The sequence below is a fragment of the Rhodococcus sp. IEGM 27 genome (assembly GCF_033142305.1).
GTDB classification, from domain to species: Bacteria; Actinomycetota; Actinomycetes; order Mycobacteriales; family Mycobacteriaceae; genus Rhodococcus_F; species Rhodococcus_F oxybenzonivorans.
Genome location: NZ_JAWLSG010000001.1, coordinates 503,833 through 529,667 on the forward strand (window position 1 = coordinate 503,833; position 25,835 = coordinate 529,667).

The following is a 25,835-nucleotide window of genomic DNA, read 5'->3' on the forward strand; positions in this document are numbered from 1 at the left end:
CCTTTACCGCGAGAAATCTCCGCGCAACACGCCGTCCTTAGCGTATACAAGCATGTCCACAGGGATGAATACGCCGCCGGTCGAGTACTCGTTCGACACGCTCCTCGTAGCGAATCGGGGCGAGATCGCTTGTCGCATCATGCGCTCGGCGCACATTCTGGGACTCAAGACGGTGGCGGTGTATTCCGACGCCGATGTGGCGGCTGCGCACGTCGAGATGGCCGACATGGCAGTGCGACTCGGACCCGCTCCCGCAGCCGAGTCGTATCTACGCGCCGATGCCGTCGTCGAGGCTGCGCTGGCCACCGGCGCGGGCGCAATCCATCCCGGGTACGGGTTCCTCTCCGAGAACGACGCCTTCGCCACCGCAGTCGAGTCGTCGGGCATTGCCTTCGTGGGTCCCACACCGGAACAGCTCCGAATTTTCGGGAACAAGCACACCGCCCGGGAAAAGGCTCTGGCCGTGGGGGTTCCACTCGTTCCGGGCAGCGGCCTCCTCGATTCGGTGGATGCGGCGCTGTCCGCAGCCTCGGATATCGGATACCCGGTGATCATCAAGGCAGTCGGTGGCGGCGGCGGAATCGGTATGCAGGCCTGTTTCGACGCCGGCGACCTCACGGAAGCGTACGACCGCGTCCAGCGGCTGGCCGAGGCGAACTTTTCGTCTTCCGGTGTGTTCCTCGAACGCTTCGTCGCCCGGGCGCGGCACATCGAAGTGCAGGTTTTCGGTGACGGCCTCGGACGTACCCTCAGCCTCGGCACACGCGACTGCTCGCTTCAGCGGCGCCATCAGAAAGTGATGGAGGAGGCTCCCGCACCCGGACTGCCCGATGACGTCGTCGAGCGATTGCTGAGTTCGTCTCGCATGCTGGCGTCGTCCGTCGACTACCGATCCGCAGGGACGGTCGAGTTCGTCTACGACGTGGATCGCGGCGAGGCGTCGTTCCTCGAGATGAATACCCGCTTGCAGGTGGAACATCCGGTCACCGAGGAAGTCACCGGTATCGATCTGGTCGAGTGGATGCTGCGGCTCGCACGAGGAGATTCGTCGATGCTCGAGGGCCTCCCCGACACCGGACCGGACATCGTGGGTACCGCGGTAGAAGCCCGGATCTACGCCGAGGACCCGGGCCACGACTATCGCCCCAGCGCGGGGCGGCTCACCGGAGTCGAGTTTCCTGCCCACACGCGGGTGGAGACGTGGGTCGACACCGGCACCGAGGTGAGCCCGTACTACGACCCGATGCTCGCCAAGGTGATCACTCGAGGGCATCGGCGCACCGGTGCGTTCGCCGCGTTGGCCGAGGCCCTGTCCGACACGCACATCTACGGAATTCAGACGAACCTGCCGCAGCTGCGGCGAATCTGTTCTGCCGCAGACGTTCTCGACGCCGTCCATACCACCGACTTTCTCACCGACTTCCGTTCCACCGGCCGTCGTATCGACGTCCTCCGGGCAGGGACCATGACCACCGTGCAGGACTATCCAGGCCGCACCGGGCTGTGGAGCGTCGGCATTCCGCCGTCCGGACCGATGGACGACCTTTCGTTCCAGCTCGTGAACTCCGCCGTCGGCAACCCTGCCGGGGCGCCGGGCCTCGAATGCACCCTGCAGGGTCCGCGACTCGAGTTCTCCGATGCCACCCTGATCTGTGTCGGCGGCGCGGATGCACCGGTCACGATCGACGGCGATGCCGTCCCGTTGTGGGAGCCGGTCGAGGTGCCCGCCGGTTCCATTCTCGACATCGGCGGTCCCACCGACACCGGTCTGCGCACGTACCTCGCCGTCCGCGGCGGCATCGACGCGCCGCTCTTTCACGGCAGCGCTGCCACTTTCCCGCTCGGTGGTTTCGGCGGCATCACAGGTAAGGCGGTTGCCACCGGGGACGTACTCGGAATCGTCGACGACACCGGCGGCCTGGGCACTCCACACCCCGTTCCGAAGGAGTCGCGTCCCCACTGCACTCACCTGTGGCATCTGGCGGTCACCGAGGGTCCGCAGTCTGCGCCGTCGTACTTCACCGAATCCGACATGGCGCAGTTCTACGGCACCACCTGGAAGGTGCAAACGCACGCCAATCGCACCGGTCTCCGCCTCGACGGACCCAAACCCACCTGGTCGCGAACCGATGGTGGCGAGGCGGGACTACACCCGTCGAACCTGCACGACAACCCGTACAGCGTGGGTGCCCTCAATGTTTCCGGTGACACGCCGATCCTCCTCGGTCCCGACGGCCCGAGTCTCGGTGGCTTCGCCTGCCCGCTCACGGTCGTCAGCGCCCACCGGTGGAAACTGGGGCAGATCCGGCCGGGTGACGGGGTGCGCTTCGTGGCGGTGTCCGAATCCGATGCGCACGAACTTCGACGATCCGATTCCTTTCGCGCTCTGGATGTTCCGCGAGGAATCCGGACTCCTGCCCAGGCAGACGGAGGCGTTCTGGGGCGAACCGGGCCCGTACTGGACCGCCCCGCGGTGGCATACCTTCGCGGCGGGGACGACAACATCCTCGTCGAATACGGTGAACAACAACTCGACCTCGGACTCCGGATGCGGGTGCACGCGCTGTCGGAAGAGTTGATCCGACGCGGGGTGCGCGGCATCATCGACATCACGCCCGGGGTGCGGTCGCTGCACCTGCATTTCGACCCGGACGTCCTGCCCGGTGGCCGCCTACTCGACATCCTGCAGGACATCGAGGAACTGCTGCCCGCCACGCACGACCTGGTCGTGCCGAGCCGAACTGTCCGGTTGCCGTTGTCCTTCGACGACCCGTCCATCGCGGAGGCGATCGACCGCTACCGCAGCGGCGTCCGGGACGAGGCTCCCTGGCTGCCCTCCAACACCGAATTCATCCGGCGCATCAATGGGTTGGACAGTGTCGACGACGTGCGCGACACCGTGTTCGATGCCGAATACCTGGTACTCGGGCTCGGTGACGTCTACCTCGGTGCCCCGCTGGCCGTGCCACTCGACCCCCGGCACCGCCTGGTCACCACCAAGTACAACCCGGCACGCACCTGGACGCCGTCCGACGCCGTCGGCATCGGCGGAAAGTACCTGTGCGTCTACGGCATGGAGTCGCCGGGCGGCTACCAGTTGATCGGTCGCACGGTACCCATCTGGTCCGGTTACCGGCAGCACCGCCCCTTCCACGAGGGCACACCCTGGATGTTCCGGTTCTTCGACCGCATCGTCTGGGAACCGGCGACCCCGGAGGAACTGCGGAAGTACCGCGAGCAGGCCGTGGCTGGCCGGTTCGATACCGAGATCTCCGAGGGCACCTTCGCACTCGCCGATCACCTGAAGTTCCTGACCGACAACGCCGAGTCGATCGCAGCGTTCAACAGCCGGCAGTCGGCGGCGTTCGACGCCGAGAAGTCTGCCTGGCGTGCGTCCGGTGAATACGACCGTGTCGAACCGCCACCCCTCACCGAACAGCCGCCCCTCGACCTGCCACCCGGTGCGGTCGTCGTCGAAGCTCCGCTGGTGGGCAGCGTGTGGCGAGTCGGGGTCGAGGTCGGGCAGCGTGTCCGGCTCGGCGACAACGCCGTGGTGCTCGAGGCCATGAAACTGGAGATGCCGGTGCCTGCAACCGCCTCCGGAACGGTTCTGCAGGTGCTTGTTTCACCGGGATCGATCGTCGAGCCCGGCGCCCCCCTCTTCGTGATCGGAGCAGAGAACTGATGAGCGTGAGTGTCGATGCCAGCAAGTTGGGGCCCACCAGGACTACCCTCTCGCCCACCGAACGCGTCGACGACGCCTTCCGGCGGATCGCCGCGGTGGACCGCCCGGAAATCTGGATCACACTACGGCCCGCCGAGGACGTATACGCCGACGCGGCCGCCATCGAATCGAGAATCGCTGCAGGCGAATACCTCCCGCTGGCCGGGCAGATCCTGGCAGTCAAGGACAACATCGATGTCGCGGGGCTGACTACCACGGCGGGGTGCCCCGAGTTCGCCTACGTGCCCGACCACACCGCGACGGCCGTCCGCCGACTGGTAGATCAGGGTGCCATCGTCCTCGGTAAGACGAACCTCGACCAGTTCGCCACCGGCCTGGTGGGCACGCGCAGTCCCTATGGGGCGGTGCGCTGCTCGTGGGACCCCGAGCGGGTGTCCGGTGGTTCGAGCTCCGGCTCGGCCGTCGCCGTGGCCCTCGGCATCGCCGACATCGGGATCGGCACGGACACCGCCGGTTCGGGTCGGGTGCCGGCGGCCTTCAACGGTCTCGTCGGTATCAAGGCCACGCTGGGTGTGATCCCCGCGGACGGCGTCGTCCCCGCCTGTGTCGACTACGACTGTGTCACGGTGTTCGCCACCGAACTCGACACCGCCGCCGCCGCGGCCCGGATCATGGCCGGGCCGGCGTCGAGGGACCCGCGCAGCAGGGCTTGGCCTACCGACGTGAGGTTGGCGGCACCTGCGCAGCCACGGGTCGCCGTCCCGCGCGACGAGGACCTCACCGCGCTCGGCGCCGACTACCGGCAGGCATTCGACGACACGGTTCAGGCGTTGACGGACAAAGGCTTTCGCGTCGACACGGTAGACATTTCCGCACTGCTCGACGCTGCCCGGCTGCTCTACGACGGAGCGGTCGTCGCGGAACGGTACACCGCCGTCGGACGGTTCCTCGACACGGCGCCTGCCGGGGCGGATCCGGTCGTGACCGCCATCGTCGGGTCCGCGAGGCGGCCGGCAGGGCACGAGTTGGTGGCCGACCTCGACACCCTCGTTCGCGTCAAGGCGCAGACCCGGGATCTCCTCGCCGGCTTCGACGGGCTACTCCTGCCGACCACCACCGAGCACCCGACCATCGCCGCGGTCCAGGCCGAGCCGATCGACATCAACCGGCGAATGGGCACATACACGAACTTCTGCAACCTGCTCGACATGGCGGCCGTCGCGGTGCCCGGCATGCCCACGGCGGCGGGTGAACCGTTCGGGGTGATGTTCGTGGTGCCCGGTTTCGCCGATCAGGTTGCCGTCGACCTCGCTGCCCGGCTTACCGATGTTCCCGCGCCGGCGTTGGTCGAGGACGGTGTCGAGCTCGCCGTATTCGGGGCCCACCTGCGCGGGCAGCCTCTCCATTTCCAACTCGAGGACCTCGGTGCCCGTTTCGTGGACACCGTCACCACCACCGACGCGTACCGGCTCACCGCACTCGCCACCACACCCCCCAAACCCGGGCTGGTGCGCCGGGGCCCCGGCGCGGGCGCACCCATCGTCGGAGAGTTGTTCCGAGTCTCCCCCGCCGGATTGGGACGATTCCTGGCGGCACTTCCAGCGCCGATGGCACTGACGAGTGTCGAACTGTCCGACGGCCGCGCCGTGGTGGGCTTCAGCTGCACCCACGACGCGGTCGACGGGGCCACGGACATCACCGAATTCGGTAGTTGGGTGGCCTACCTTGCCGCTTCGCGTCCCGTGAGTACTTCTTAACCGCGGGCGGTTTGTTGAGTCTGGGGACATGTGAGACAGATGATGTCTACCCAGAATCATGCGCAGCCCGCTCACGGTGGCGGCGGCCGCGGCGGATCGTCATACCTGCGAGCGCCGCGCACAGGATGATCAGATCCCAGCGCGGTCCGTCGGTCGGGGCGGCGGGGGTGTGCGGGCCTCGACGGCGACCACTTCCGCGCAGGCGGCACCGACAGCGACCGCGGCGCGGAGCCCGGCGGTCGCATCGGCGTGTGCCATGTTCCGGTGCAGCAGCAGCACTTCGACCAGGGCGCGGGTGCCGTCGGCGTCCCCGTGCACCGATCGTGCCAGCGCCCAGAACGCCTCGTGGTCGGCGGTGAACGTCCCCGCCGCCCGCGCCGGGGACAGCGGGGTCGACCCGGGTAGGGCACTGGGTTTGCGGGCGAGGACCTCGAGGTAGTGATCGAGCACCAAGGCCTGCGCGCCCTTGCGGGCGAGGCGGTGATAGCGGGCCGCCTCCCGCCGGCCGTCGAAGATCACGCGCATCGCGGCGGATGTCCTCGAACAGTTGCACCCGAGACTCCACCCGAACCCCTCACGGCCGGCGGTGTGGTCGTCTCGATCATCGCGCCCACACCTGTCACCGGGATTCACACCGACGAAAACAGCCACCCCGGCCGTGTCGCGGTGGGGCCACTTCGAGCCGTCACACCTCTCACCGGATAAGGGTCGGCTGGGTCCAACTCGAGCCGCCCGACCGGGGCCACTTCAGACAGCCAGAGCCACGCGGATGTATTGCTACCTACTCTCGACCCTGAAGGCACTGTTTCCCTACCCGATGGGCGGGAAGTCGCCCTCGATCAACATCTCACCGTGAATTCTTTCTGCCGCACCATCCTCAGCGCGAGCGAGACCACCTTGGGTGCCACGCCGGCATTCGGGTGACGGTTTCCACACCAAGGTGACGCTATGGGCCACCATCGACTTCAACCTGCAGTTCGTCCACCATCGATGACGTAGCACTGACCGATGATGTGGCTGGCCTCGTCGGACGCTAGAAAGAGCGCCAAATTCGCAACTTCGGTCGCGGTACCCAACCGGCCCTCGGGTGACCGCGCCTCCAAGCTGGCGACAACCTCGTCCGGAGCACTGTCGAGAATCGGCGTGCGTATGGTGCCCGGAGCAATCGCATTGACTCGAATACCCTTCGCCGCATACTCGTAACCGGCCTGCCGCGTCATCATGACCATCCCGCCCTTCGAGATGATGTAACCGCTCGAACCGGGAGTCGCACGAAACCCCCCAGTGGATGCTGTGTTCACGACCGACCCGCCACCGCTCGACAGCATCAGGCGCAGGCCTGCCTGAAGCACGAGAAATGCCCCGCGGAGGTTGACGCTGTGCACCTTGTCGAAGACCTCGATCGGATACTCGTGCAACGGCGTGTTGGACGCTCCGCCGATACCTGCATTGTTCACCAGAATATCGAGACCACCGAACCTCGCCTGCGCCTCGGATTCCAGTCGTCGAACGTCGCTGTCGTCGCTGACGTCACACCGAAACGGGAGGATGAGCTCCGACTCTCGCGCAACGGCCTCGACCCCGTCGTTCACGTCGGCAGCGAGAACCGTCGCGCCCTCCGCCGCGAATCTCAGCGTGATTGCCTGTCCGATCCCGGACCCGGCCCCGGTGACGATTGCGGTCTTTCCCGCGAGACGGTTGCTCATTCGTTCGGCTCCTTGTGTGTGCCGGACATCGAAGTCCGGTGGTTCGGCGATTTAGGTGACACCGACTGACATATAATGTAATCATACAACTTATTGGCGCTAAGAGTCGTTCAGTCACCGTCACAGTCGACTTACGACTCGAAGCACACCCGAGACGAAGGAGCGATGCCGATGGAGACCGAATTCGACGACCCGACCGGAGCAGTCGATGTCGCCGGGACTGATGGGCGCTTCCTCGAACCGCTCGTCGAGCTGGCCAGTCGCGCTGAGATCGAAGCCGAGCAAGAACGGCGGGTGTTGGAACTTGTCGATTATGCATGGACGAACTCCGGCTTCTACAGAGAGTTCTGGGGCGCAGCAGGCGTCACGCCCGCCGACATCACGTCCATCGCCGACTTTTCCGAGAGAATACCGTTGGTGACGAAGGACGATATCCGGTCATACCGCGATCGAACCGGCGACTCGTTCGGAGGCCTACTGTGCGTTCCTTCGACGCAACTGACCTCCGTGGTCACGAGTTCGGGGACCTCCGGTGAACCGGAGCTGATGGCGGAAGTGTGGGACGAGATCCCGCCCATACCCGCGGTGTGCTTGCGCGACATGTGGCAGTGGGGTCTACGTCCAGGGGATCGCGTGATCGCCGCGTCGGGGACATTCAAGAATTATTGGGACACGTTGTACTCCGCCATGGGCGTGATTCCCGTTTACGTCGATTCGTGGATCGGCAATGGTGAGCGACTACTGGAGATAATTCACAGGTACGAGGTGTCGTACGTCCAATTGGTGATGCCCCTACTGCGCGAGCTGGAGTCGCTGGAAGCCAAATACGACATGCGAAAGATGTTGTCCAGTCTGAAGTTCGCGGCGTTCGCCGGACAACCAATGGGCGATGCGTTACGTCGCAAAGTCACCGAAGACTGGGACGTACGCATTGCGATGTATACCAGTGCAGGCGACTGCGGATTGGCCTGGGAGGGAACTGATCGCGACGGCATGTACCTGTGGGAGGACACCATCCTTCCCGAGGTCATCGACCCGTTGTCCTTACGCGGGGTCGACGACAACGAGATCGGTGAACTGGTGTGCACCGATTTCGACAATCGTGTGGCGCCGTACATCCGGTTCAGGTCCGGCGATTTGGTACGCCGGACCAGATCGACGTCGAGTCTCGGGCGCAACCATTCGCGCATGTGGGTAATCGGCAGAATGGGTGACCAGATCCTCGTTGCAGGCAAACCTGTGGTGGTCAGCGAGGTATGGCGAATTCTGGAGTCGCTTCCCGAGACCAGCGACGGCCTTTTCCAGATCATCAAGCATTCGTCGACTATGGATAGACTTCGCATCCGCGTGGGTTACGCCCCGGAAGTGACGGGAGATCCAAGCGAACTCGAAACTCGGATCGTGCGGGTGCTCGAGTCATCGCTAGGACTCGAGATAGACCTGCATCTGATGACTAGTGATGAGATCTTCACCTACTGTTCCAGCGTCGCAAAATTCCCCAGGGTGGCCAAGCAATGACACGCACATCGATGATTCGGGCAACGCATTCCAACGAACGTGCTGCGATCTACGGCCTGGTAGCGACCGCGATCGGCGGTTCCGAGGTGGAATACGAGATCAGTTGGGAAGATCACGAACGTGATCGCGAATGGGCGCGCACCATGGTCGCCAGGGTAGGCATCGGCGCGGAGGATTTCGTTCTCAGTATCACTCCGAACCACGAACTGCCCTGGACGGGGCCGTTCATTCGGGCATTTCGGGATGCGGGTGCCACGTACGTTCCGGTAGAACAACACGGTTGGGATACACCGCGATTCCTTTCAGTGTTGAAGCGGCTACCCATCACGGTAATCTTCGGACTCCCCTCGGAGACACTGGATGCCCTTACCGCCGACAGCGAGGCCATGTCGGTGCTCACGACCAAGCCACGCCTGATCTGGGCTCGCCCCTCGGCCTACCGCGCTCTGCGCCGGCAGAATGTCGAGTGCCTTCCGATGTCACTCATCGGTCCGGCGTTGGGAATCGGGCTCCCGGGCTCGGGCGACGCCATGAACGTCGACGGCACCCAATGGCAGGTCACCTCCAGAGCGAACCGCATCTTTGTGTCGGGGGCAGCGCAACGGGCATCCGGCCTCGGCGATCTCGGGACCGGCCTCACGGGGACGGTCGAGCGCACCGGATCAGACACGCTCGTCACACTATGAACAACAGCTTTCCACTTGGCGGTAGCGTTCCCGTATGACTCCACGCTCCACCGACAGATCGACGAACAGCGTCACCGCAGGGCTACGCGAACGCCGCGTCGAGGCGATTCGCGTTGCCCTCACCGACACAGCGTTGAAGTTGTTCGACGCGTCGTCGTTCGATGCTGTGTCGGTCGCTGATATCGCTTCGGCTGCGGGGATGTCGGAGCGCACCTTCTTCCGTTACTTCCAATCCAAAGATGACGTAGTCCTGCAGTACGAACGAGCCCTCGATGCCCGACTCGTCGACGCGTTGGCACGCAGACCCCCCGGCGAACCCCCACGGGACGCGCTGATGAATGCGTACATCGAAACAGCGGAGACACCGCCCCGGTACCGCGAGAAAGTGCGCAGGCGCGGACAACTGATGTCCGCGGCACCCGGTCTCCAGATTCGAGCGTGGGGCGAAAGACAGTCGCGGGTCGACGCGATCAGTGCCGTTCTGCAGGAACGGCAGTCCATCAACCAGGGGTCCGACGACGAGTGGGCATTGCGCATCCTCGCCGTCGCCATGTCTGCGGTCGCCACCGAAGCATGGACTACGTGGGTCGATAACGGCGGTTCAACGAACCCGGCCGATACTCTCCGGCGTGCTTTCGCCATCGCGAACTCACGCTGGGCGGAGTCCGCGGACCGCGGGGCCGAACACTCCTAGTTCGTCCCGCGAAACACGAACAGCCTGACAGTCAGGGCCGCAACCCGCATGGGTTGCGGCCCTCACTGTTTTACGGCACCCGCTATTGACAGTGACTGACATATAGTTATATCAATTAAAGAATGCCGCGACATTTGACCGAAAGAGACCCGACTGTGCAGACCGAACTCGACGCCGCCGCACTGAACGATTGGATCGGAGACCGACTTCCCGATTCCGGATCGGAACTTCGTGTGGAGCGGATGGCGCCGGGTACCGGCGTCGCCAACGAATTATTCTGGCTCCGACGCGGATCCAGTGTGTGGGTGCTGCGACGCCCTCCCGCCGTGACCAACACCCCCGGGGCCTCGGACATGAATCGTGAGTGGCGAATACTCGGGGCACTCGAGGGCACCACGGTGCCGCACCCGACGCCGTTGCTGCAGGGAACTGCCACCGACAGCCCGATGGGGGTGCCGTTCTTGATCATGGGTGCGGTCGACGGTTTCACCCCGGTCGGACGATTGCCATCCCCATATACATCCCCCACCGCGCGTCGCGAGCTCGCGTTCGCCATGGTCGACGCTGCCGCGGACCTCGGACAAGTCGATTATGTCGAGCGGGGCATTGCTGACCTCGGAAAACCCACAGGCTTCCTCGAACGCCAGGTCTCACGGTGGACCAAACAGGTGGATAGCTACAGCACGCGTGACATCCCCGGTTACAACGCTCTGGCTAACTGGCTGGACGACAACCGGCCCCACACCAATGACGTCGGACTGATGCACGGTGACTACAGCCCGTTCAATGTCATGGCGTCGCAGCACGACACTACGAGACTCGCTGCAGTGGTCGACTGGGATACCGGCACGATCGGTGACCCACTGCTCGATATTGCTCATCTGCTGGCGCGCTGGACCGAGCCCGGCGAAGAACCCGCCATCGGCACCTGGGACATCGGTGACGGAGCAGCAGAACATCGCGACGGCTTGCCCTCCCGGCACGAGATGGCGCAGCGGTACGCACAGCAATCCGGTCGAGATCTGACTTACCTCCCGTTCTATCAGGCTCTGGCACTGTTCAAGCTTGCGTCGATTCTCGAAGGTCGAGTTTCACGGGCACAGTCCCCGGACGATGCGGCCGGCTGGTCCCGCATGGTAGACCGGCTCGTCGATTTCGGTCGGCAATTCGCCGCGGGAGCACGCCGATGATGGCGCGGCAGGTCTCCGACATGTTCGACCTGTCCGGTCGAGTAGCAGTTGTCACTGGTGGAAGCCGTGGGATCGGGCACTCGATAGCCATGGCTCTGTCGCGCGCGGGTGCGTCGGTCGTCGTTGCAAGCCGCAAAATCGATGCTTGCGAACGCGCTGCTTCTGCGATCCAGACCGAAACCGGGAACCGTACGTCGGCGATCGCCTGTCATGTCGGTCGCTGGGACGACTGCCAGAACCTGCTGGACAGCGTGACCTCCGAATACGGACGCTGCGACATTCTTGTCAACAATGCTGGGATGTCACCGCGATACGAGTCGCTCGTCTCGGTGACGGAGGAGTACTACGACAAAGTCGCTGCCGTGAATCTCAAGGGTCCGTTCCGCCTCGGCGCTCTGTTCGGCGATTCGATGACGCGGACTGGGCGCGGCAGTATCATCAATGTCAGCACCATCGGCTCGCTTCGCCCCGGCGCGGACGAACTCGTCTACGCCTGCGCAAAAGCAGGATTGAATGCTCTGACCGTCGGCCTCGCTGAGGCATATGGACCGCATGTGCGTACGAATGCGATTCTTCCGGGCGGCGTGGCAACGGACATAGCCGCGAACTGGCCGCCAGGAATGCTCGAAGAGGCAATCACCGGAACACCGTTGGCTCGAATCGGCGTACCCGACGACTTCGTCGGCGCCGCAACCTGGTTGGCAAGTGATGCCTCCTCCTTCGTAACAGGGGCGCTGATCAGGATCGATGGCGGACGCTACCGCCAGACCAGTTGAGGTCGACAGACCGCATACCTACCATCACGGAGTCACTTGATGATCGACTTTTCCATTCCAGCCGAGACTACCGAACTGCGGGCGCGCGTTGCGAAGTTCATCGACGAGTTAGTTCTCCCCTACGAAGAGCAGGTCGGCACACGCCCGTTCGCCGACATCGTGGCCGAATTGCAAAAGCTCGCTCGCGCCGCAGGCCTCTGGTGCCCGTTCATTCCGACCGAATGGGGCGGTATGGGGTTGGGCCATGTTGCCAACGCCGTCATCCAATTGGAAGTCGGTAGAACCTCCTTGGCCGCCTGGGCGATGAATTGCATGGGCCCGCAGGACGCGACGATGCTGACCTTGCTCGAGTTGGGCACGGACGAGCAGAAAGAAAAGTACCTCCGCCCACTGGTGAACGGCGAACTGCGCGTCTGCTTCGCGATGACCGAGAAAGCCGCTGGAGCCGACGCGACAGGGATGCAGACCCTCGCGGTGCAGGACGGTGACGAATGGGTCATCAACGGCGAGAAGTGGTTTGCCAGTGGTGCCAGCCGGTCGGATTTGGTTCTGTTGATGGCGAAGACGAACCCCGACGCTCCGCGCCACCGGCAGTTCACGACCTTCCTGGTCGAACTTCCCAGCAATGGATTCGAGATCGTGCGCGACATTCCTACTTTGCACGACGCGATCGAACCGAGTTGGCAGGGCGAATTCGTGACCGGGCACGCCGAGATCAGGCTGACCGACGTTCGTGTTCCGTCCGCCAACATCATCGGCGAACTCGGGGGCGGTTTCGAGTCCGGACAGCACCGCCTCGGTTACGGACGCATCCGGCACGGAATGTGGAGCATTGCACGCGCCCAGCAGGCCATGGACCTAGCGGCCGGACGAGTGTTGTCTCGCAGCACCTTCGGACAGGCTCTCGCTGACCGTCAGGGCGTCCAGTGGATGCTGGCGGATTGCGCGCGAGACCTGTACATCGCACGCCTGATGGTCCTTCACATCGCCTACTGCATGGAACAGGGTATCGACATCTCGCAGGAGAATTCGATGGCTAAAAATTTCATTGCGGACATGCTGAGCAAGGTCGTCGACACCGCATTGCAGCTACACGGGTCACTGGGATACACGATGGACACACCCCTTGCTGCCTGGTACGCGGAAGCGCGTATGCAGCACCTGGTCGACGGGCCCGACGAAGTACACCGATGGCGCGTCGGCAAAAAGGTTCTCGCGGCGTTCGAAAGGCACGGGACAACCGCGTCCGCTGCCGGCGGCAGACTCTTCTGACCCAGCCTAAGACCAGACCTTTCCACCCATTCGACCCCTTCCGAAAGCTAGTCCCAACCGAGGAGATGCGATGTCATCTGGACCTGCTCACACCCCACCGGACGCCGCGCCGGATCTGACCGTCGAGCAAATCTCGGCGAGACTCGATCGACTACCCATGAGTGGTGTGAGCCGACGGATTCTCCTGGTGATGGGGGCGGCCTTCTTCTTCGATCTCGCCGACCAGAGCATTCTGGGCATAGTGGCCCCGACTCTGCGCGCCCAGTTGGGTTTCGAACTCGGCGACATCGCAATCCTCGTGTCCTGCACCTATACCGGCCTCTTCCTCGGCGCTGTGCTCGGAGGACGAGCTGCGGATCGGCTCGGACGGCTCCCTGTCATCGTGGCGGCACTACTCACCGCATCCTTGGGATCCGGGTTGCATGCCCTTACGGAGAGCTTGCAAATTTTCATGGCACTCCGGCTTCTCTCGGGCATCGGAATGGGCGCACTGTTCGTCACGGCCCTGACCTACGTCGTCGAGATCAGCCCTCTGCATCGCCGTGGGTCGCGGACCGCCCTGACCTACTTCGCGGGAATGTGCGGGTCCGCCGTCATCGCCACGTTGTCCCGCTTCATCATTCCCAGTGGACCGGACGGATGGCGCGTCTTCTTCGCGCTTGGCGTGTTCGGCGTAGTGGTCATTCCGCTACTTCGCGGAATTCCCGAGTCTCCGTTGTGGCTCCACAGCCGTGGCCGGCTCCAAGACGCCGAATCGGCATTGGCCCGACTGGAAATCGGCACCGCGAACGGTCAGTCACTTCCCGCCGTCGAGACCACCGAATCGAACGCATCCGTTCAGGTCCAGGACGAGAGCAGTTCTGGAGAATGGCGTAACCTGTTCCGCGGCAGTCTCCTCCGCACCACTATCCTGCTGTGCTTGATCTGGATTGTGTACGCATCGATCACGCAGACATTCAGTAGCTGGCTACCTACAATTCTGCAGCTTCGCGGTTTCAGCGGTGAGTCGCTGTTGACCATCAACGCGATTGCAATCTACGGCTCGCCCCTGGGCTGCCTGCTCGCCTTCCTCGTAGCCGATCGTCTTTCCCGCCGAGTCCTGATGGTTGGTACCGCAGTCGGCGCGGCTCTGTGTTCAGCCATCTACGGAGCCGTGCCCGTAGCGGGCATCATCGCCGGCGCCGCATTCGGTCACTTCGTCATGATTGCCTGGTTTGCCCCGCTCCTCGCCGCTCTCATGGCGGAGAGCTTCCCCAGCAACTTGCGGTCGACCGGCAGCGGCGTCGCTTTCGGGGCAGGCCGGATGAGCAACATCGTAGTTCCCTTCACACTGTCGGCCGCGCTCACTTCACTTGGGCCATCGTTCGTCGGGTGGTATATGGCACTCGGCTGGCTGGCCGTTGCCGCAGCAGCGGCTGTTTTGATGTCCAAACGCAAAAGTACTGCGGAGGTTTCCATTCGCGAACCCAAACGCATCGGAACAGAATGACGAGCGTCATCGGACACTCGTAGACCGTCGCCGCTAAGAGCGTGTCTTCATGTGGATGAAGTGCCCTGTGGGACAGGTGTGACTCGTGGTAGATGAGTTGTCGCTGAGGTTGGTTCCGGTGGCATTGTGGGAGATAGTCGAACCGTTGATTCCTCCTTTTGCCGCCCGGCCGCAGGGAGGTGGCAGTGCGCCAGCCAATGACCGAGCGGTGTTCACCGCGATCGTGTACGTGCTCACCAGCGGATGTGTGTGGCGGCACCTGCCGCCCTCGTTCGGGGTAACCGTGCCGACCGCGCATCGACGGTTCAGTGCGTGGTTGCGGGATGGGGTGTTCGAGAAACTCCATCGTGAGGTGCTCGATCGACTCGGTAGCGCGGGCGAACTCGACTGGACGGCAGCGATCCTGGATGCGGCAAGCGTGCGGGCGAGAAGGCGCGCTCACTGACGGGTACCAGCCCGGTCGACCGCGGCTAGAAGGGATCGAAGATCCACGTCCTGTCCGAAAAGAATGGAATCCCACTGGTCGTGGGCGCGACCGGGCGAACACCCATGACAGCACCATGCTGCAACCATCGGTGGCAGCGATTCCGGGCGTGAAGTCTCGGCGCGGGCCGCGCCGACGCAAGCCGGGAAAGCTTCGCGCCGACAAGGGCTACGACTACGACATTCACCGACGGTGACTGCGCGAACAAGGCATCGTCCCCCGGATCGCCCGCCGCGGCATCGAGCGAAACGATCGCCTCGGCCGGTACCGATGGAAGATCGAACGCACCATCGCCTGGCCCACCGGCTACCCGCGCATGACCATCCGCTACGAGCGCCACAGCGAACACTTCGCCGGCTTCCTTCACCTCGCCGCCGCACTCACCTGCTTCAAGAAGCTCCCCACATGAGACACGCTCTTAGGCGCGGACCGGAGCCTTTCAGTCCGATGTCGACTGGGACGATCTCTCCAGGACTCAGTCAATTATCAAGCAGCGCAGCACGAACCAACGGCAATGACACAACCTACTACCGAAACATCTTTAATCGTTATCGGCGAATAGCAGACTGACTGACTGACACAGGACCACATACTCTGTGCCACAGTAGCTTCGGAACACCAATAACGAATATTCCGCCAACTAGACGGCCGCTGCTCGCCGCCGAGGACGTTCCCGCGGTCCTGCGATCCTGGCCGAAGGGCTCCGTGGTGCGGTCCTGGTTGCTCGACCTCATGGTGCAGGCACTGTCCGAGGATCCCCGCCTGGCCGCGATCTCCGGCTACACCGAGGATTCCGGCGAAGGCCGCTGGACCGTCGAAGAAGCCATCGCACACGCGGTTCCCGCACAGGTCATCTCAGCCGCACTATTCCCCGCTTCGCGTCCCGCAAGGACGACTCCCCGGCAATGAAAGCCGTGCCGGTGCTGCGAAAACAGCTCGGCGGGCATGCTCACCGGCTGGCCGAGACCGACGGGATCGCCTGAACCGCAGCCACTCCGACATCTGACATTACTCGCTCCTCGGAGTGGCAGGAGTTGAAGTCCCACCACGTGGGCATAGCCGACCTGCACCTGCGGGAGCTGTTCGACACCGACCCAGGGCGTGGCCGTAAGACCAACGCATCCTCGCCGAGGCATCGTCAAGTTGTTGGCTTGCCCGAGTCTCTGCGACGATCGGCGGTCGTGGCCACTGCAGCGTCGTACAAAGGATTCCGGTATCCGAGCGAGATCATCGCCCACTGTGTGTGGCACTACCACCGCTTCACGTTGAGCCTGCGTGACATCTCGGAGATGATGCTCGAGCGCGGCGTCGTGGTCTCCCACGAAACGATCCGCCAAAGGTACGCCAAGTTCGGCCAGGTCTACGCAAATCAGCTCCGCCGGCGGCGACCCCGACCGGGAGACAAGTGGCATCTCGACGAGGTGTTCATCCGGATCAACGGCAAGCAACACTACCTCTGGGCGCGCCGTCGACCAGGACGGCAACGTCCTCGACGTCCTGGTCCAGTCCCGCCGAAACGCCTTGGCCGCAATGAAGTTCTTCCGGCGGCTCCTCGAGCGATTGCAGTACGTGCCACGCGTGCTCGTCACCGATAAACTGGGCAGCTACCAGGTCGCGCATCGAGAGGTGATGCCGTCGGTCGAGCACCGACGATCGAGGTACCTCAATAATCAGGCGGAGAACTCCCATCAGCCCACGCGACGACGCGAGCGGGGGATGAAACGGTTCGCCTCGCCCGGGCGGGCGCAGCGGTTCCTCTCGGCGTTCGGCGGCATCGCACGGCACTTTCAGGCGCGGCGACACCTGCTTACTGCTTCCGGATGGCGACGCGAGATGACTGACCGATTCGCCGTGTGGAACGAGGTCACCGGTGTCTCTGCCGCAGCCTGAACGATGCGACTCCGACAGGCCCCCCGGCCCCGCATCCAGCAGCCCCGGGCCCAGCAGCCCCGGGCCCAGCCAAGTTGACGATGCCTACCTACACAACACCACACCGCATGCCGATTCACCAGCGGACGCGCCGTAAGTCGTGTGCCTACAGATTTTCGCGTTCCGGCCGCCCTACACCGCCCACACTTTCATTCCTGGAATGGCCCGGTAATGCCTACGGACTGCGGAAGTCCGGACTGTTCAAGGGCCATACTTCACGAATCCAGTCGCCGGTATAGCCGGCGGTTCTCGATTGCAACGGTTGACTGCGAGGCGAGAGCCTCGAGCAACGCGATGTCCACCCACTCGAAAGAGGACTTACGCCGGGTTGCAACGTAGAGGCGCGGTTACGGCACGTCCTCGGATGGAACGTTCGCGAAGTGCGCCTACGCGGGACGCAGCACAGCACGCTTGGTGCAATCGGCACCGATTGTCGCCTACGCCGATCAAAGGGCGTCGGGTGATCCGTCGGGGATCGCGGTCCAACCGGAGAAACTGGACATGATGTGCGTATCAAACGGCGGTGGCAGTTGGGCCGAAACTCCCTCGATGCCGTCCGGAGGTCTCTACTCACGGCTGGGTATACTCGCGGCTGAGTCTCCCATCGAGCGCGGTGTCGAGGTTTTCAGGCCTTCTTCCACGTACGAAGCACGAAGAAGTCTCAATCGCCTACCCACCTCGAAGGCAAGCTCATCGACTGCCGCCGCGGCTGCCGACACCGTCGGGGTCGATCCAAAGTAGCCGTGAACGAACCCTGTGCGCGTCCTGAAGTCGACATCCACACCACTGATGAGCAGTCGCGAAGCGAATGATCGCCCCTCATCGCGCAACGGATCGCGTTCAGCGACCTCTATGATGGCGGGTGGAAGGCCTGCCAAAGCTTCTGCGTAACATGGAGACACCCATGGAAGCCGGTGGTCGTCGAGATCGGGCGCGTACTGTCTCCAGAACCAGCGCATCATCTCAGCTGTAAGACCGTGCCCTCTCGAGTAGTGTCTATACGATTCGCTAGCCATGGCCGAGTCCAGCGGTGGGTACGCCAGCACCTGAAGATCTGGGCCTTGCGCACCCGTGTCACGCGCGCGTAGCGCTACCGCCGCGGCGAGTGTACCTCCAGCGCTGCTACCGGCAATCGCGAGCGATCGTGGATCACCACCGCAGCTAGCGCCATGTTCACGCGCCCACACCATTGCGTCGTAAGCGTCGTCCAGTGCCGCTGGATACGGAAATTCCGGCGCTAGCCGGTAGTCGACGCTGACGACCAAGCATTGTCCATGCACTGCGAATCGTCGACACGCGTCGTCTTGTGTGTCCAGACTTCCCGAAACCCATCCGCCGCCGTGGAGATACACCACGATCGGTAGTCGACCGTCCATGCTGGGTCGGTAGATTCGCACCTCGAGACGGTCGAGAATTCGCACCGTTCTCACATTCGCGACCGCCGTCACTACGTGCCGCACCCCGTCGGTCTGGCGTATGGTCCTGGCGTGCCGGAGGGCCTGGGTATAGTCCACGAAGGCGGCCGCCGGCACTACACCAGGTCCCGTCGGAGGGGGTAATGCTTCCGTCCCCACGGTGCTTACTTCGACCGAACCTGCGCGGACGACAATCGTCTGAGTATGCGCAGCAGCCCAACGTATTTGAGCATTCCGTCGGGCCATTGCGTCACGATGCGACCCGATTCGGCGGAGAAGTAGTTGTTCGCTTGCGTCCACGCGGTTCCTTTCATGCGATCTTGCAACCACACGTTGTATATGTCCGAGTAGACCTGCTTGACCTCGAGGGCACTGATGTTCTCGCGTGCCATACGGCGAATATCGGAAACCACGTAGTCCGCTTGCCGCTCGTGGAAGTAGGTGACAGGTGCCCCTCCGTTGGTATTCGGCCCGTACAGCATGTACAGGTTGGGGAACCCTGGGACCGTCATCCCGAGGAAAGCGAAGGCGCCCTCTTTCCAGACTTCGTGCAAATCAAGCCCACCGCGTCCACGAACGTCCAGGGTATTGAGGTAGTTCGATGCCGTGAAACCGATTGCAGTGACGATTAAGTCGACTTCTCGCTCTGTACCTCGGTTGTCCACGATGCCCGTTCCGGTGAGGCTGTCGACTGCGGTCGGTACCAATTCCACGTTGTCTCGCAACAGTGCAGGGTAGAAGTCGTCGGACAGAACTCGTCGCTTGCCCGAGAACACGTACTTCGGCGTGACTGCATCCCTGAGATCCGGTCGATCCCGAAAAGTCGAATCTATATATTCTCGCGCAGCGCGCTCCGCAGCCCGGTGCACCGCCGAACCCGTCCGATACAGCGCCCCGCCCCACTGAGATCGCTCGAACCGGACGAAATCCAGATACCTGCGAATTTTGTACACCAACGGGTTCGACAGTCGACGCGCCTCGGCCGCGGAGTAGTCGCGATCCCCCTTCGGCAACACCCATCCGGGCTCGCGCTGAAACACGTACAGCTGTTTGACCTTCGGAGCTATCGTCGGAATAACTTGAGCTGCAGTCGATCCAACGCCGACCACTGCGACCGTCTTACCTTCGTAGTCGTAGTCGTGGTCCCACTCTGCGGTGTGAAAACGCGCTCGCTCGAATTGGTCGATCCCTGGCCACGTCGGAATCTTCGGGACACTGAGGAACCCGACAGCGCTGACAACGACGTCGAACTCGAACTCCTCGTCACGATCAGTGACAACTTTCCACACGTGGGTGTCGTCGTTCCAGGTGAGAGAGACGACTTGGGTGTCGAATCGAAAGTGCCCCCGTAGATTCTGCTCGTCGATCGTATTCTGGATGTACTCCAACAACTCCGGTTGGCGTACGTGCGTGCGATTCCATGTGCGGGTACCGAATGAGTACGAGTACATGTCGGACGGGACATCGACCTCGCAACCCGGGTAGTCGTTGATCCACCAGGTACCACCCGGGCCGCTCTGCGCCTCGAAGATGGTGAACGTATCGATGCCCGCTCGTTTCAGTTTGGTGCCCATCGCAACACCTCCCAGCCCACCACCGATCACTGCGACGCGATGTCTCTTTGTCTGCTTGGCCATAAGTCTCTCCATCACACGTTGTCCGGCCACCCGGTGACGATGCGTCGGTATCGAGCCGAAGCACGACCGCTCAGATGAGTTGTGTTGTTGCTCTGTCTTTTTCAGAGCCATTCGAGGGCTGCACCCTCGTATCCGGTCGTAAATCCACCGTCCGCCATGTACAGCGCACCTGTGACGAACCGTGCCGCATCGGACAGAAGAAATCCGACGACCTCCGCCACGTCTTCGGGATCACCGAGTCGCCCGACTGCAGTCCGCGCCGACATCGCGGCGCGTCGAGCCGGACTGACGTCGCGGCGCATGAGTGGTGTGTCGACATACCCCGGGCCTACGACGTTGACGCGTATGCCGTCTGGACCGTATTCGAGCGCAGCTGCTTTCGTGAGTCCGATCAGTCCGTGCTTTGCTGTCACATAGGCCGAGTTCCCCGCGGTGGCCCACACCCCGGCCACCGACGCGACATTGACGATCGCGCCACCGCCAGCGGCGGCCATAGCGGGAATCACCGCACGAATTCCATAGAAAACGCTGGTGAGATTGACATCGATGACCTTGCGCCAATCCTCGTCGGAAAGCTCAGCGATGAACGGGCCGACGTGCCCGAGACCGACGTCGTTGACCGCATAGCGGAGTGCTCCGTACCGGTCGAGCGTCGCATCGACTGCCCCCTTCAGAGACTTCGGATCGGTTACCTCCGTGTGCACCGCCGTGGATTCCCCACCTGCGTCGGCTATTCGTTTCGTCGTCTCCTGCGCTCGATCCAGATTATTGTCCGCCACGACCACCGGCGTACCGGTTCGAGCGACGTGGCTCGCGATTGCCGCTCCGATTCCGGACCCTCCGCCGGTCACGATCGCAGCGGGATTGGATACGGGCATGTTCGACGGACTGTTCATCTCGACAACCTCTTCCAGACTGAACTTCTCGGTTAGAGGCGACGACCCAGGACGCTTGCGTGATCCGGCTCACAGCTCTAGTTTAATTAGTACACATAGTAATCGGATTGCTGGTGTGACGTCCAGCACTTGACCCAACGAAAACAGAGGAGAACATGGTGCCATTGATCGCGATCGTCGAACTGCACATCGATGTGACCAAAGCGGACGATGCAAAAACGGCCATCCGCGAAATGCTTTCGGAAACGCGATCGTTTGACGGATGCGAACGTGTCGACGTGCTCGTCGACCAGGACGATCCGGGGCATCTACGTCTGTACGAAGTGTGGGAGACCAAAGAACACAATGCTGCGTACAGCCAGTGGCGCCGCGGACCCGGCCGATCCACGTCGCTGGGACCGCTCCTGACCACCACACCAGCCTCCGCGAAGTTCGCGGTAGATGACTCGATCTGACCCGAGCCCGAAACGACAAGGAGAGGCTCCGAGTGGAAATCCGAACCGAAACGATGGCAACCCTCGAAAAGCGGATCGCGTACCTGGAAGATGTCGAATCGATTCGCGAAGTCGTTGCCCGGTACGGCTTCAATGCCGATCTGGGGCTTGCGCGAGGCTACGTCGAGAACTTCGTGGCCGACGGTGTATACGAGACAGGCGGAAACGGGAACTTCCGCGGGCGCGACGAACTCAACGAGTTCATCACCGCTCCCGACGGAGTGCACAAGAAGCAAGTGGAAGGCCGCGGTTCCCAGCACACCGGCCTGAACCTCGTCGTTCGTGTGGACGGTGACACCGCATGGGCAGAGGGATATTCGGTGGTCGTGGTTCGATCGGGAGAGGCCGAGTTCGGCATCTACACCGCGGGCTACAACCATTGGGATTTCGTGCGCGTCGAAGGACGGTGGAAAGTCAAGCGTCGTCACCGAGTGGACGTGGGCGATTTGCAGAGACAGCCCGACGGAATCTGGGGTGGAGACGTCATGACCGAATTCCAGACCACAGAGTCCACACGATGACAATGCAGTTCTCGCTGAACGGCAAGCGCGATCGTGACCGGTGCGAGCCGAGGCATGGGTTCTCCGGTCGCCGAATTGTTCGCCGAACACGGTGCCTCGGTGGCTCTCGTCGGGCGCAACGAGAATGATCTGACTGCGGTCGCCGAACGAATAGAGGAATCCGGAGGGTCGGCCCACATCGTGCCGGCCGATCTGACGGACCCCACTGCGGGCGCTTCGGTGGTCGACAGTGCAGCATCGCGTCTGGGCGGGGTCGACATTCTGGTGAACAACGCGGGAGGAGCGTGGCCTAGGTGAACAACGGAAGCAAAGGAATCTTCGAGACGCCGCTCGACGCTGTCAGCAAATTGTTCGATCTCAATGTAACGTCGGCGTTCGCTGCAGGTGCCCAGGCTGCAGAGATAATGCGGCGACAGGGCACCGGCGGAAGCATAATCAACAACACATCGATTGCTGCGCTGGCACCGGACGGCTCTCTCGGTGCTCACGGCGCAGCTAAAGCTGCGCTACAGAACCTCACCACTGCGTGGTCGGTCGAACTGGCACGCCTCCGGATCCGGGTCAATGCTGTGGCTCCTGGCGGGGTCGAGACCGCGAACACGATTCTACGAACCGGCACTCCGGAACAACGTGCGATCGAAGTGTCGAAGATTCCTATGGGCTGGCTGGGGAGTCCGACTGACGCGGCCGCTTGCTTCTTGTTCTTCACCTCGGATGAATCCCGCTTCGTCAGCGGTGCCACCTTGCTTCTGGCGGGGGGCCGTACCCATATATGACACACGACGCAGCCACCCGCCCACTAGGACGGGTGGCTTCGGTTTCGTCAACGAACGGGCTCACCGGCCAGGTCGCTGGTCTCGCGAGTCCACTTCGGTAGCAGACCTTCGATGTCGGCCTTGATGGACATCGCTAGGAACGGGACATTCGGTCGGGCGGTCTGGATGCCGGCCAACATGAACCACAGTCCTGGTTGGGGTGTCGGAACCCAGGCGTGGGCGAACTCTCCGTCGACCAGTGGTGTTCCGATGATGTCGAATCGAGACGCGATTTCCTTGTCGAACCACAGCCCCAGCTCTGCGGCTCGGTTCTGATAGCCGGTTGCCAGTACGACGACGTCGGCCTCGAGAATTGATCCGTCCCGCAAGCGGACACCCTCGGGGACAAATGTTTCGACGTCGCGGTATTGCGTGACGCCGATCGCTCCGCTTGCGACCATTTCCGAGGCACCCACGTTGAGGTAGTAGCCGCCGCCCCGATTGAGGAACTTGCCCAGCCAGCCCGTTCCGTCGTCTCCGTCGTCCATCTCGAATCCTGCTGCCCGCAACTGCGCGTGCAGATCGGCGTCGAGTTCGTTGCCCATCTTCTGGAACGCACGCATGTCCCCTGCCGAACGAGGATGTCCAAGGCCAGCGAAGAACCGCAGATCAACGAGCTCCGGGTCGTAACCGAGGTCGTAGTCGCCATACGCGAGGTTTGCAGTGCTGACGTTCGCAACGGTGATCGGCCCACGTTGCAGCATTGTCACCGGGCAACCGTTCTCCGCGAAATCCTGGGCGACGTCATGAGCACTCGTAGCAGCGCCGACCACGACGGCACGCTTGCCCGCCCAGCCTGCAGCCCCGTTGAAGGTCGACGAATGCTCGACAACCCCTTCGAAGCTCGCCAGCCCTGGCAGATCCGGGATGTTGGGCAGCCCGCCGATTCCACCGGTTGCCAACACAACGTGCTTGGGTCTCAGGACGCGTTCGGTGCCATCCGCACGTGAAATCCGCGCCGCCCATCGTTCATCGGATGGGTTCCATTCTGCGCCGATGAAACTGGTGGCGAGCCACATCTTCAAATCCAAGCTGTCGGCGTAGTACTCGAGGAAGTTCGCCAGCTTGTCCTTGGGGATGTACTGGGGAAACGTGGGTGGAAACGGAACGAATGGAAAATGATTCATCTCGATAGGGTTGTGGAGTGCCAAGTTGTGGTAGCGGTTACGCCAGTTGTCGCCTACCCGTGCATTACGCTCGATGATCAGGTTCTCGACTCCGAGTCGGTCGAGGTGCGCGGCGAGCATCATGCCGCCGTGCCCACCGCCCACGATCAGAACCTCAGGGTCACGGTCATCGAATTTCTGACGGGCATTACGGTTTTCGAGCCAGTTCTGCTTCGGCGTCGTCTTGGTGAACCCGTGTCCGCGAGGAAACGGCGGCGCCGGTGGGTGATTGGCCAGCTCCTCGAGTTTCGTGAACAGGTGGTAGGCACGGAACCCGTACCGCGAGTACTGGTCCGGAGTTGCCCACACGACACCGAGGCCGCGTCCGACAGAGGTACGGTACTCGAACATGAACTCCAGAAGAGTACGTCCGCTCGAGATGACCTCGCCAGGACTGTGGAAGCGATCGGTGATGGTCAAGTCGGCGGGTGACGTGTCCGCCAATCGCGACAACAGTAGTTTCTCGAACGCCTCACGTCCGTGAACCTGCTGAAGAGTCCATGTGAAGGAAAGGTTGTCGCGCCACGTTGCATCTTCAGAGAACAAGTCGGCGAACAATTCCGCGTCGTATTCGTCGAGGACGCGGATGAAGTCGTCCAACCATGGTTGAACATCAATAGGAACCAGGTGGTCTCGGGCATCAGTGGACATCTACGGTGAAGCCTTTCGATTCGGCGCGCCGATTCTCGGCGGTCTGTTAGTGGGGCTGAGCTACTCGCCTACCTTGTGGTGTCGCTGCGTACCGCTCATTGATCAGCAATCCCTTTCCATGCGTACGCGTCCCCTTCTCGACTGATCCGGCCCCACCGCAGCCCCGGAAAATGAGAGCCCACACAGGGAAGCTCGTCACGACAGGCCAACTCACGGATCGCAAGAATCGACCGGCGTGCTGCGGCCTGGTCTTCAGCGACCAAGAACGGCCACACCTCGAGAAACTCGGGAATCGTATGGACGAGATCTCCGAGTATCAGCCCACGCTCGCCACTGGACGACAACTCGAACACTACAGTGCCCGGTGTGTGACCGGGGGCATCGATCGTCGTTATCCCGGGCAGGATTTCGCACCCTCCCCCTTCCCAGAATCTGATGCTGTCACGAAATGGGGCGAACTTGATCGGCGCTGCATCCGTCTCGGGCGTCGACGCCATCGACTCCCATTCGGGAACATGACGATGACCGTCGACGAAGAAGTCCCAGTCACGTTTATCGCAGTGCAGGGTCGCGTTGGGAAAGACAGCCTCACCGTTGTGTGAGATCCATCCGTAATGATCGAAATGCAGATGGGTGAAGACGATGTCCGTGACCTCCGCAGGGTCCACACCGAGCGCGATCAACGACGATCGCAGGGCACCGCCGGTCATCGGGTAGATCGGTTTGGGCCCGAGACCCACATCGAAGAGAACGACTTTGTCGTTGTATCTCACCAGAAACGAACCGATACTCACCACGAACGATCCCGTCACGGATTCGTAGTGATTGGTGTACTTCTCGAACTCGGCCGGATCGACATCGGGGTAGATGAACTCCGGCGTGCACAGATTCTCCCCGTCAATGACCGAGTCGATAAGCATCGAACCTATTTTCATCTTTCTCCTGACTCGATTGACGCGTGCAGACCTGCCGACGACCGATACGAAAATTCGGGGCGCGGACGCATGATGCGACTACTGCACCGCGGTTGCGTCTGCAGTACGAGTGATTGGAT

General features: G+C 62.6%; 19 protein-coding genes and 4 pseudogenes. 16 read left to right on the plus strand and 7 right to left on the minus strand.

Annotated elements, in window-relative coordinates; genetic code table 11:
- The first annotated feature begins 52 nt into the window (after positions 1 to 52).
- Both uca and atzF read left to right on the plus strand, forming a co-directional pair.
- Positions 53 to 3,685, plus strand: a complete 3,633-nt coding sequence (gene uca, locus R4P95_RS02415; protein WP_317743469.1) for an urea carboxylase — start codon at positions 53 to 55, stop codon at positions 3,683 to 3,685.
- Between the two features lie 5 nt (positions 3,686 to 3,690).
- A complete protein-coding gene (atzF, locus tag R4P95_RS02420; RefSeq protein WP_397517675.1) occupies positions 3,691 to 5,442 on the plus strand; it encodes an allophanate hydrolase in 1,752 nt (583 codons plus the stop codon).
- Between the two features lie 171 nt (positions 5,443 to 5,613).
- Here the strand turns inward: atzF and R4P95_RS02425 are convergent.
- Positions 5,614 to 5,961, minus strand: a pseudogene (locus tag R4P95_RS02425) (IS21 family transposase); the annotation flags it as partial.
- 446 nt (positions 5,962 to 6,407) lie between these two features.
- On the minus strand, positions 6,408 to 7,148 hold the full coding sequence (locus R4P95_RS02430; protein ID WP_317743471.1) for an SDR family oxidoreductase: 741 nt from the start codon (positions 7,146 to 7,148) through the stop codon (positions 6,408 to 6,410).
- 171 nt (positions 7,149 to 7,319) lie between these two features.
- Here R4P95_RS02430 and R4P95_RS02435 point away from each other — a divergent pair, with 171 nt between their 5' ends.
- From R4P95_RS02435 to R4P95_RS02480, 10 genes and pseudogenes are all read left to right on the plus strand, one after another.
- Complete coding sequence (locus R4P95_RS02435; protein ID WP_317743472.1) at positions 7,320 to 8,666, plus strand: phenylacetate--CoA ligase family protein; 1,347 nt, start codon at positions 7,320 to 7,322, stop codon at positions 8,664 to 8,666.
- On the plus strand, positions 8,663 to 9,352 hold the full coding sequence (locus R4P95_RS02440; RefSeq protein WP_317743473.1) for a hypothetical protein: 690 nt from the start codon (positions 8,663 to 8,665) through the stop codon (positions 9,350 to 9,352). Before R4P95_RS02435 ends, R4P95_RS02440 begins: the two co-directional genes overlap by 4 nt.
- 34 nt (positions 9,353 to 9,386) lie before the next feature.
- A complete protein-coding gene (locus R4P95_RS02445; RefSeq protein WP_317743474.1) occupies positions 9,387 to 10,046 on the plus strand; it encodes a TetR family transcriptional regulator in 660 nt (219 codons plus the stop codon).
- Positions 10,047 to 10,201: 155 nt separating this feature from the next.
- Positions 10,202 to 11,236: a phosphotransferase family protein gene (locus tag R4P95_RS02450; protein WP_317743475.1), complete on the plus strand. Its 1,035-nt coding sequence runs from the start codon at positions 10,202 to 10,204 to the stop codon at positions 11,234 to 11,236.
- The gene (locus tag R4P95_RS02455) at positions 11,233 to 12,012 is read left to right on the plus strand and encodes a glucose 1-dehydrogenase (protein WP_317743476.1); all 780 of its coding nucleotides are present in this window, start codon (positions 11,233 to 11,235) and stop codon (positions 12,010 to 12,012) included. The genes R4P95_RS02450 and R4P95_RS02455 overlap by 4 nt, the downstream gene beginning before the upstream one ends.
- Positions 12,013 to 12,051: 39 nt before the next feature.
- Positions 12,052 to 13,284 (plus strand): acyl-CoA dehydrogenase family protein, encoded by a 1,233-nt coding sequence (locus R4P95_RS02460; RefSeq protein ID WP_317743477.1) that lies wholly within the window; start codon positions 12,052 to 12,054, stop codon positions 13,282 to 13,284.
- Positions 13,285 to 13,354: 70 nt separating this feature from the next.
- On the plus strand, positions 13,355 to 14,773 hold the full coding sequence (locus R4P95_RS02465) for an MFS transporter (protein ID WP_317743478.1): 1,419 nt from the start codon (positions 13,355 to 13,357) through the stop codon (positions 14,771 to 14,773).
- Positions 14,774 to 14,858: 85 nt separating this feature from the next.
- Positions 14,859 to 15,549: pseudogene (locus R4P95_RS02470) on the plus strand (IS5 family transposase); the annotation flags it as partial.
- A 359-nt stretch (positions 15,550 to 15,908) separates the two neighbouring features.
- Positions 15,909 to 16,240 (plus strand): annotated as a pseudogene (locus R4P95_RS02475) (6-phosphogluconate dehydrogenase); the annotation flags it as partial.
- 198 nt (positions 16,241 to 16,438) lie between these two features.
- Positions 16,439 to 17,147, plus strand: a pseudogene (locus R4P95_RS02480) (IS6 family transposase).
- A 605-nt stretch (positions 17,148 to 17,752) separates the two neighbouring features.
- Here R4P95_RS02480 and R4P95_RS33490 read toward each other — a convergent pair.
- From R4P95_RS33490 to R4P95_RS02490, 3 genes are all read right to left on the minus strand, one after another.
- Complete coding sequence (locus R4P95_RS33490; protein ID WP_397517666.1) at positions 17,753 to 18,847, minus strand: alpha/beta hydrolase; 1,095 nt, start codon at positions 18,845 to 18,847, stop codon at positions 17,753 to 17,755.
- Positions 18,766 to 20,238 carry an NAD(P)/FAD-dependent oxidoreductase gene (locus R4P95_RS02485; protein WP_317743479.1) on the minus strand — a complete coding sequence of 491 codons (1,473 nt, stop codon included), beginning with the start codon at positions 20,236 to 20,238 and terminating at the stop codon, positions 18,766 to 18,768. Before R4P95_RS02485 ends, R4P95_RS33490 begins: the two co-directional genes overlap by 82 nt.
- A gap of 101 nt (positions 20,239 to 20,339) precedes the next feature.
- Positions 20,340 to 21,134, minus strand: a complete 795-nt coding sequence (locus R4P95_RS02490) for an SDR family NAD(P)-dependent oxidoreductase (protein WP_317743480.1) — start codon at positions 21,132 to 21,134, stop codon at positions 20,340 to 20,342.
- A gap of 155 nt (positions 21,135 to 21,289) precedes the next feature.
- Here R4P95_RS02490 and R4P95_RS02495 point away from each other — a divergent pair, with 155 nt between their 5' ends.
- The 4 genes from R4P95_RS02495 to R4P95_RS02510 are packed head-to-tail and all read left to right on the plus strand — an operon-like array spanning position 21,290 to position 22,925.
- A complete protein-coding gene (locus R4P95_RS02495; RefSeq protein ID WP_317743481.1) occupies positions 21,290 to 21,589 on the plus strand; it encodes a putative quinol monooxygenase in 300 nt (99 codons plus the stop codon).
- A 32-nt stretch (positions 21,590 to 21,621) separates the two neighbouring features.
- Positions 21,622 to 22,149, plus strand: a complete 528-nt coding sequence (locus R4P95_RS02500) for a nuclear transport factor 2 family protein (RefSeq protein ID WP_317743482.1) — start codon at positions 21,622 to 21,624, stop codon at positions 22,147 to 22,149.
- A gap of 33 nt (positions 22,150 to 22,182) precedes the next feature.
- Complete coding sequence (locus R4P95_RS02505) at positions 22,183 to 22,446, plus strand: SDR family NAD(P)-dependent oxidoreductase (protein ID WP_317743483.1); 264 nt, start codon at positions 22,183 to 22,185, stop codon at positions 22,444 to 22,446.
- Positions 22,443 to 22,925, plus strand: a complete 483-nt coding sequence (locus R4P95_RS02510; RefSeq protein WP_317743484.1) for an SDR family NAD(P)-dependent oxidoreductase — start codon at positions 22,443 to 22,445, stop codon at positions 22,923 to 22,925. Before R4P95_RS02505 ends, R4P95_RS02510 begins: the two co-directional genes overlap by 4 nt.
- Positions 22,926 to 22,972: 47 nt before the next feature.
- Here the strand turns inward: R4P95_RS02510 and R4P95_RS02515 are convergent, their stop codons facing one another.
- Both R4P95_RS02515 and R4P95_RS02520 read right to left on the minus strand, forming a co-directional pair.
- Complete coding sequence (locus tag R4P95_RS02515; protein ID WP_317743485.1) at positions 22,973 to 24,781, minus strand: NAD(P)/FAD-dependent oxidoreductase; 1,809 nt, start codon at positions 24,779 to 24,781, stop codon at positions 22,973 to 22,975.
- 95 nt (positions 24,782 to 24,876) lie between these two features.
- Entirely contained in the window at positions 24,877 to 25,701 is an 825-nt protein-coding gene (locus R4P95_RS02520) for an MBL fold metallo-hydrolase (protein ID WP_317743487.1), read from the minus strand.
- Between the last annotated feature and the right edge of the window lie 134 nt (positions 25,702 to 25,835).